7 protein-coding genes are annotated in these 7,844 nt (G+C 55.9%); 5 read left to right on the forward strand and 2 right to left on the reverse strand.

What is annotated here, in order from left to right; genetic code table 11:
* Window positions 1-159: 159 nt before the first annotated feature.
* Window positions 160-2,124 carry a HAMP domain-containing methyl-accepting chemotaxis protein gene (locus tag AC13RM_RS24595; RefSeq protein ID WP_488555748.1) on the reverse strand — a complete coding sequence of 655 codons (1,965 nt, stop codon included), beginning with the start codon at window positions 2,122-2,124 and terminating at the stop codon, window positions 160-162.
* Between the two features lie 914 nt (window positions 2,125-3,038).
* Here AC13RM_RS24595 and AC13RM_RS24600 point away from each other — a divergent pair.
* The 3 genes from AC13RM_RS24600 (at window position 3,039) to AC13RM_RS24610 (ending at window position 5,277) form a co-directional block, all read left to right on the forward strand.
* Entirely contained in the window at window positions 3,039-3,626 is a 588-nt protein-coding gene (locus AC13RM_RS24600; protein ID WP_488555749.1) for an ArsR/SmtB family transcription factor, read from the forward strand.
* A gap of 4 nt (window positions 3,627-3,630) precedes the next feature.
* Entirely contained in the window at window positions 3,631-4,860 is a 1,230-nt protein-coding gene (locus AC13RM_RS24605) for an MFS transporter (RefSeq protein ID WP_488555750.1), read from the forward strand.
* 171 nt (window positions 4,861-5,031) lie between these two features.
* A complete protein-coding gene (locus tag AC13RM_RS24610) occupies window positions 5,032-5,277 on the forward strand; it encodes a hypothetical protein (RefSeq protein ID WP_488555764.1) in 246 nt (81 codons plus the stop codon).
* A 74-nt stretch (window positions 5,278-5,351) separates the two neighbouring features.
* Here the strand turns inward: AC13RM_RS24610 and AC13RM_RS24615 are convergent, their stop codons facing one another.
* Entirely contained in the window at window positions 5,352-5,939 is a 588-nt protein-coding gene (locus tag AC13RM_RS24615; RefSeq protein ID WP_488555751.1) for a hypothetical protein, read from the reverse strand.
* Between the two features lie 922 nt (window positions 5,940-6,861).
* Here AC13RM_RS24615 and AC13RM_RS24620 point away from each other — a divergent pair.
* Together AC13RM_RS24620 and AC13RM_RS24625 are read left to right on the forward strand one after the other, a co-directional pair.
* Window positions 6,862-7,305, forward strand: coding sequence for a phage prohead protein (locus AC13RM_RS24620; protein WP_488555752.1), 444 nt, complete (start codon window positions 6,862-6,864; stop codon window positions 7,303-7,305).
* A 171-nt stretch (window positions 7,306-7,476) separates the two neighbouring features.
* Window positions 7,477-7,844: ATP-dependent DNA ligase (locus tag AC13RM_RS24625; RefSeq protein ID WP_488555753.1), on the forward strand; the 368-nt coding region annotated here is incomplete at its 3' end.

Below are 7,844 nucleotides of genomic sequence, written 5' to 3' on the forward strand. Positions count from 1 at the left end.
ATGCAGCTCTTTTTGCGCCCGCCACGTTATCGGCGCAAGAAACGAACGAGGCCGCCAGAGGACTTCTCAAGATATTGGATCTCGATCGGGCTGGGGAGGCGATGATCAGCTATTGCGAGACTGCCGCGCCGGCCACCGCACCCCCGGCAGCTGGCGAAACTAGAATTCCTGCCAGTCTCCACCTGCGACGGCGGCATTACCATGAAAGGCATTGGCCAGCCTTTTGGTCAATTGGCGTGCAGGTGACGTCGCCGCCTTGGATACGGTGTCCGTCGACGCGATTGCGAGCGGCTTGCCGGACTTGCCCGTCGCATGGGAGCCGATCCGGAACTGCGATAGCAACTGAAACAATGCCTCGGCTTCCGCCGCCAGACTGTGGGCGGCGGCCGTGGCCTGCTCGACCATTGCGGCATTTTGCTGCGTGCCCTGGTCCATCGTGTTGACGGACGTGTTGATTTCCTTCAGGCCCGTCGCCTGTTCCCTGGAAGCTTCGACGATCGCATTCACATTTCCATCGACTTGTTGGACCTGGACGACGATTTCTTCCAGTGCCTTGCCGGTCTCGCCCACCAGCGACACACCGCTTTTGACATGGTCGTTCGAGGTATTGATCAGGCTCTTGATCTCTTTGGCGGCCTGCGCCGAACGCTGGGCCAGTTCTCGCACTTCCTGCGCCACGACGGCAAAGCCCTTGCCTGCCTCGCCAGCGCGTGCGGCCTCGACGCCCGCATTCAGCGCGAGAAGATTGGTCTGGAAGGCGATTTCATCGATAACGCCGATGATGTTGGCAATTTCGGTAGCAGAGGCCTCGATCTTACCCATGGCCTCGACAGCACTTCGGACCACGCGACCGGAATGCTCGGCGTTTTCCTTGGTTTTGCGCACCAACTGACCGGCCTCGTGCGCTCGCGTGCTTGAGCCCGAGACGGTTATCGTAATCTCCTCAAGCGCCGCGGCAGTCTGTTCCACCGATGCAGCCTGCTGCTCAGTTCTTTTGGCGAGATCATCGGATGCCGACCGGATTTCCTGCGCGCCCGACGCGATGGCGCCGGCATTTTCCGCGACCTTCTGCATGGCCGCGTGCAATCTCTCGACGGCTTGGTTGAAATCGATGCGGAGTTGATCGAGGGAGGGGATAAAGGGCTTGGTGATCTGACGTGTAAGGTCTCCGCTTGCCAAGCCCTGCAGGCCATCAGCCAGTTGACTGACGGCCGTATTGGTCTGCTCTGCCAAAGCCTCGCGTTCAGTCGCCTCAGCCTCAAGCCTGTTGCGCTCCTGAATAGCCCGCTTTGCCTCGGCGTCCGCGTCCCGTTCCGCCTTTGCCGAAATGGCATCACGAAGCGCTGCGACTGCACGGGCGAGCATGCCGATTTCGTCACCGCGCCTTTCCAACTTGCGGTCACCCTCCATGTTGCCCTCAGCCATCGATTTCAGGGAGGCCTGCAGTTTGTCCAATGGCCCAACAATCGACCGCGCCGTGAAGCCGGCCACCAAAACGGCAAGGGCGATAGCAATTGCAAGCGAGGTCAGCGCGAGTGAGTTGAAGCCTCCGGCCGTATTGCGAACCTCCGTGCCGATCGATTTGTTCAATGCTTCCTGATAGTCGATGAACTTGTTGATCGCTTTCAGCCAAGCGACGAAATTCGGTCTGGCTTGTTCGAGCAGAATCTTTCGTGCCGCTTCGGCATCACCTTTCTCCTGTAGAGCGATAATCTCGGTTACAAGCGGATTGGTCTTTGCTTGCACTGCGGCGATTTCGTCGAGAATAGCCCTCTCTTCCGCAGTAGCGCCATCTGGCGAAGCGACCATTGATGCCATCTTCTTCTCGTTGTCCGAGTAGGTCGACGCCAGCGTCTCGATCAACTTCACTATCGCCTGGCGCTCGTCTCCCGATGACACGAGCGTGACGTCGCGGATGGCAATCGCTCTATCATGAACAGATCCGCGATAGTTGATCGCATAGCGTTGCTTCACGCTGTTGACGTCGTTGATTATGCCAAGATTTCGGTCGATGGTTTCGACCTGTCTGATGGAGTAGAATGTCAGTCCGATCATCAAAATGAGCAAAAAGCCGAAGCCCGTTGTCAAGCGAGCCGTGACGCCGAATGTTTTAAAATATCCCATGGTGTTCCCCCAACCAAGATGTTGAATGGCCGAGCTTCCGTTCGGCACACGATCAAACAAGCAGGGCACTTGCTGCGCATTCCCTGGTGGCGCACCGAATATCGCGGCGGCCTTGCCGCCCGTCGTCATCCGCTCGTAGCTAGAGCCTACCCAATCAGATCTATATGCATCAACGTAGTTTACTTTTGGTAAATTTCTTGATGATCTTAATTATATCTGGATGCAACTATAGCATTTCATGCTATGAAATAAGGTTTAATTAGATATTTGTAATGAAAATCCAATTATGTATTTAAAAATTAGCTAGAATATGTCGAGCAAATGGATTGAAATCATCTGCCGGATTGAGGTCGACGTTCGCATAATGAAATAATGCCTGAGGTAATTGTTCAGCAATTTGTCAATGAGCCCGCCTGGCTCAATGCCACTCCGTGATTAGAATCAAGAGTGTACGGTTCCTCAACGAGTGGCCAACGGCGCTATAGCTGGAGGCAGATCGAGAGGAATGCGGAAGCGGCACTGGATACGAAATTCGACGCAGCGGAGATTGCGGAGGCTTTGCAGCACGGCGCCGACTTCTGCAAACGTCTTGTTTCGAGGCTATCCACAGATACGCGATCAGCTTTGGAGGTTCGACGGTTCGATTCCTTTCAAGGCGAGCTATTTTTCTCGGCGTTGTCGGCCTCTATCCTGCTATTTGCAGATTTCCTATAACTTCAGACCTAACTTTCGATAGAGTGTTGCCACACGCCGATGTGGTCTGCGACTGAACACATCGCTACCTGTCCTTCCCACTGCTTCGGAAAGCAGCTTTTGCGCCGACCTTCAACCCTCCTTAAACGCAGCATAACCGCAAATAAATCTTTGCAAAGATTTCTTTGTAATGTAAGCTTCTCTGCTACGGGGAGAACGTCATGACAGAACGTCGTTCCATCAGCCTCATAAAACCGGATGCCACCGCTCTGCGCGCACTGGCTCATCCGCAACGGCTGCGCATGCTAGGCATGCTGCGCGTCAATGGCCCCGCAACAGCGACCAGTCTTGCGGCTCGATTGGGTTTGAATACCGGCGCCACGAGCTATCATTTGCGACAGCTCGCAAAGCATGGCTTCATTGAGGAGGATGCGGATAGGGGAAATGCCAGGGATCGGTGGTGGCGCGCGCGGCACGAATTAACGTCATTTCCTCCGGCCGACCAAAATGAGGAGGCATTGGATGCCGGCATTGCTTTTGCGCAGGCCGCATTAACCGCCCAAATCATACAGATGAAGAGCGCCTTGGCGCGCCATGCCGAATTACCGCGAGAATGGCGTCTTGCATCGACAGTTAGTGACTACTGCATTCCGCTGACGGCAGTTCAGACCCAGGCATTGGTCAAAAGGCTTCATGCCGTCCTAGACGAAGTTATGGAAACGGCACCGAAACTGGGCGGCTCGTACGAGCCTGACGTTCAGCCTGTCACATTTATCTTGCACGCGTTTCCGCATCCCCCTGAGGATTGAAAAAATGAGTGACAAGAAACCGGTCGTCGCTTTGGCTGCGGGCACGCTTGCATCTATTGGCGGAACGCGACTTTCGGCAGTTGCCATCCCGTGGTTGGTATTGACCTCGACTGGCGACCCGGTGCTGACCGGTGTGGTAGGGATGGCGGAATTGCTGCCATATGTGGCGGCAAAGGCGTTCTGCGGGCCGCTCATAGATCGTACCGGGGCACGGCGGGTCGCAATCTGGAGTGACGGTTTGTCAGCGATTGCCGTTGCTTTCGTGCCTTTGCTGTTTTGGATTGGACTGTTGTCAGTTTGGCTGTTGCTGCCGGCAGTGGCCCTTATCGGAATATTGCGCGCCCCATCTGATGCCGCCAAACAGGCCTTGGTTCCCAGTGTGGCGTCCATGGGCAAAATGCCCCTTGAGCGAGCAACAGGTATTCTGGGAGCCAGTGATCGGCTTGCCGGTACGTTGGGAGCGGCTGGAGGAGGGGCGTTGATCGCCTTGATCGGAGCAGCGCCGGCGTTGCTGGCCAATGCGATTGCATTTCTCTTATCCTCCCTTGTGGTTGGGCTGGGCATCCCGCGACCAACGGTGGCGGAGACAGCGAAGCCGAACACTTCTGCAACCTACCTACATGATCTGGCTGCGGGATGGTCGACCTTGCGCAGTGAGCCTATCTTGGTCACGCTGGTCCTGATGCTCGCAATCACAAATCTCTTCGATCAGGCCTATGCCATGGTGTTCCTGCCTGTCTGGGTGCGATCGTCGGGATTGGACGTAACATGGGTTGGTATATTCCTCGCGACTTTTTCGGGGGCAGCAGTCGCCGGTGCGGCAATGGCCGCAGCTTTTGCCGAGCGTCTCCCCCGGATGCTTGTTTATACGACTGGTTTTCTTTGTGCCGGGCCTGCGCCAATAGCAGCGCTTGCCTTGGATCCCGGTCTTCAAAGTATCCTCATGGTTTTGTTGACCGGTGGGTTTGGTGCCGGGTTTATCAATCCGATTATCGGGGCCATCTTGTTCGAATGCATTCCCGCAGCGTTGGTGGGGCGAGTGATCGCGCTCGTGGGAGCGCTAGCTTGGGCGCTAATGCCATTCGGCGGCCTCTATGCTGGGCTACTAATTGACGTGCTCGGCATTACCTTGGCATTGGGCATAACGGCACTGCTTTATCTGCTCGCATCGCTCGTTCCGCTCGCGATCCCGAGCTTTCGTGAGATGAACAGAAAATCGATTGAAAAGGTGTAACAGCACAAGCAAAATCCATTCAGCAGATGCTCGATCCTATAAGCGACATGTACCGGAAAATGTTCAGGCTTCCTCGTCCTGCAGCTGCTCCGCCTCCTGGAGCCTCAGTACTCAGATCAGGCTTGGTGCATCGGAGCGAGATTGGACAATACGATGAAAAAAATAGCTGTCATGGGGATTTTGGCGGCCATGCTTGCGGCCTGCCAGACCAGCACAGAAGGGCTGGAGCCAATTCCCGGAAGCATTACCTATGGCGGGCAGCCGAGACAACGATTACAAAAGTCACCAGTCGGCAGCATCCTTCCCCACACGTTTACTGATCAGTGGGGCGAACGCGTACGGGAGACCTACATCGTACAGCCCGATCGCAGTCTGAAGCTCGTGGATCGGGTCTATATCGATAATCCCTTCGACTAAATGTGTAGCCAAGTGCTGGCATGTGATGAAAATGTCGTCGTGCCGACCCCGGCGCGCGACAGATTGGCCAAGAGTCAGGCGACTTTCGCAGCCAGCATCTCGTTAATGCAGTCCTCGTTGCGCGCTTCCAGCTGCTGCAGCGGAAACGCGCTGATGAATATGCGGATCGTCTCGTCGAGATCGGAACCGGATTGGGACCAACCGGGACCGCAAGTGACCTGCTCGCCAGCGAGATCCTCGACCTCGAACAAACCGCAGGTTTCACCAGCCTCGTCATCGACGGCAAGCACAAGTGTCCCGAAGAATCTGTGCTCGTCATTCCACTGAACCGAAATCTCGAGAAACCGGATCCCGGTCCGGTTGCCGGTCTCTGTCAGCAGCAAGCCATGAACCTCGTCCGTCGCGAGCGGCTTCGGCTCATCCCAGCAAAGTTCCTCGTCCAGGGTTGGGTAGTCCATGACGTTTTCCAGCAGGTCGCGCATCCTGTCGAGATGGCGCAGCATGTCTGGCGACTTGCCACGGAAGCCGGGTCGGTCGTCTCTGAACGTATCGAAGGCATGCCGCCCCAAATAGCCGACGAAATCATACAGCGCCTGCGCGTCGTCCGGGCTTATGGTGAGAATACCGTCTCTCGGTCGTGGATCTCTCGAATATTCGAACATTGCTTCCTCCTTCGCTTTCGAAACTTGGAACCCAACCGCGCGTAAATCCGACGCTCATTCCAGCCTCGCAGAGGGCCAGTTGTCCTCTAACGAACTGCAGTTCGGCGAGCAGAGCGCCGATTGCCGCATGAGCATCGCCTTCGAAGAGCTCGAGCGCGGAAGCGACCTGATCGAATTGCGGTTCATCTGTTTGAGCGGCTGCGGCTGTCACGGCAATACGTCTCCTGCCCCTCTAGAATCATGGGGGGTCAAACTGCTGATGTGTCGATATGGAAATTGCGCAGACGAAGGTTGCTCCGGCAATTTGTTCCTATTATGTTCTCATTTGGAATGGAGTCAAGCGTGCTCCCTCAATGAACACCCACCTGCCATGAAAGCGGAGCGCAAAGAGCGAGGGGCAGTCGATCCCGCTTCCCTTCGGGCCACTCCGTTGAAGCTCCTGCGGCTGCCCTTGTTCCGCTCCTTGAGCGTCGAGAATTCCCGAAATCGCGGCCAGCGGCCGGCGCCATGCTGATTTCTCCAATGCTCTCCATTTTTCAGGGTTGCGCTTGCTTACAAGTGAACATTTGATGATCGCTCGTCTACCTGGGAATCGGTGCGGTGATTAGAGGCAAATCGTCGTCACAAGCCATTGCTATTTCAAGGATGGGCGGGGCGATCTGGCGACGCCGATTCACATCCGACGCGCAAATGGCGAGAGTCCGCGGTGCTAGACGTAGTATTGTCGATTTCGACAGCAGCCGTCGCACCTTCCCTAAACAGCTTTCGCGTCCAAGCTAACTCCGCAAGCCACTCAGCATTGCTTCTTTTTTAGGTGTTTCGTGATTTTCGTTGGCCGTGTGCTGCTCTCGGTGGTCCGATGTTGAGCATCGTCTCTTTTCGACCGAATAGCGGTTCTCGGACAGCTCTGCTAGAGAAGTGAATGTTTGTCATCAGAGAGCTTCTTAATCGAGACGACATTCTTCAATGGGCTATCACCGAAGGGTTTCAGAGGATCGTCCCGGCGGAGACTTTGCATGTCACGATCGGAAAATTCCACGATCCGAAGGTCGGCCAACGACTAATACCCGTCCAGGAAAGTTTGCAGGTTCGCGCAAGCAGACGAAGAGCTGTGTTGAACTTTGGCGGCATCATTGTACTGGCTTTTGGCTGTAGCAAACTTTCCCGCCGTCACGCTGAGTTTCGACGGGCGGGAATGATATGGTTTTATCAAAGCTACACCCCCCATGTTTCGTTTGCCCTCGACAACCTGGATCTACGGGGCATCCGGCCATTTGACGGCCGCCTCCATTTTGGGCCGGAGCTTTTCAAGCCAGATCCGATTCTCGATTTATTTCCCGGAAGGGTTTCGGATTTGGACCGATAGCGGCTTTTCCTGCACTATCCAGAATCGTCTTGCTTTTTGATCAGCCCCTCGCAATGTCACGGCGCCGCTGCGTTGGATGTCATACGAGCAGTGGAAAGTGAAGAGTGCCTGGTGAGCTGTCGGGATGAGGAAGACTCGACTCATCAAGCTTTCTCTGTTGCACTGTTTTCCATGACGAAGTCCCCGCGTAAGTCATCAAAGCCACTTCTCGCCGCCTCCGAAATGCCGCTGCGAAGTCAGGCGCGCAAGGCTCGTGATCCAGACCAGCCGCGGTTGCCGCTTGATCCAATGCCGGAGCGGATCGAGCCGGCGCTAGCGCTTCTGAAGCCCGAGGTCCCGAAAGGCCCGCAGTGGCTCTATGAGATAAAATGGGACGGCTATCGACTTGCCGTCCATGTTGAACCCGGCCGCGTGCGCATTCTTACCCGTGGAGGGCACGACTGGACGGACCGCTTTCCGACGATTGCCAAGGAGGCCGCGGAGTTCGGCACGACGATGATTCTCGACGGAGAGGCTGTCGTCCTTGATGAGGAGGGGAA

This window comes from Martinezella sp. CNPSo 3732, from assembly GCF_057784515.1.

Excerpts from the sequence above, each read along its gene's own strand:
- AC13RM_RS24610 (WP_488555764.1), top strand. The coding sequence starts at position 5,032 with ATGGGGATTTTGGCGGCCATGCTTGCGGCCTGCCAGACCAGCACAGAA.
- AC13RM_RS24615 (WP_488555751.1), bottom strand. The coding sequence starts at position 5,939 with ATGTTCGAATATTCGAGAGATCCACGACCGAGAGACGGTATTCTCACC.
- AC13RM_RS24600 (WP_488555749.1), top strand. The coding sequence starts at position 3,039 with ATGACAGAACGTCGTTCCATCAGCCTCATAAAACCGGATGCCACCGCT.
- AC13RM_RS24620 (WP_488555752.1), top strand. The coding sequence starts at position 6,862 with ATGTTTGTCATCAGAGAGCTTCTTAATCGAGACGACATTCTTCAATGG.
- AC13RM_RS24595 (WP_488555748.1), bottom strand. The coding sequence starts at position 2,124 with ATGGGATATTTTAAAACATTCGGCGTCACGGCTCGCTTGACAACGGGC.
- AC13RM_RS24605 (WP_488555750.1), top strand. The coding sequence starts at position 3,631 with ATGAGTGACAAGAAACCGGTCGTCGCTTTGGCTGCGGGCACGCTTGCA.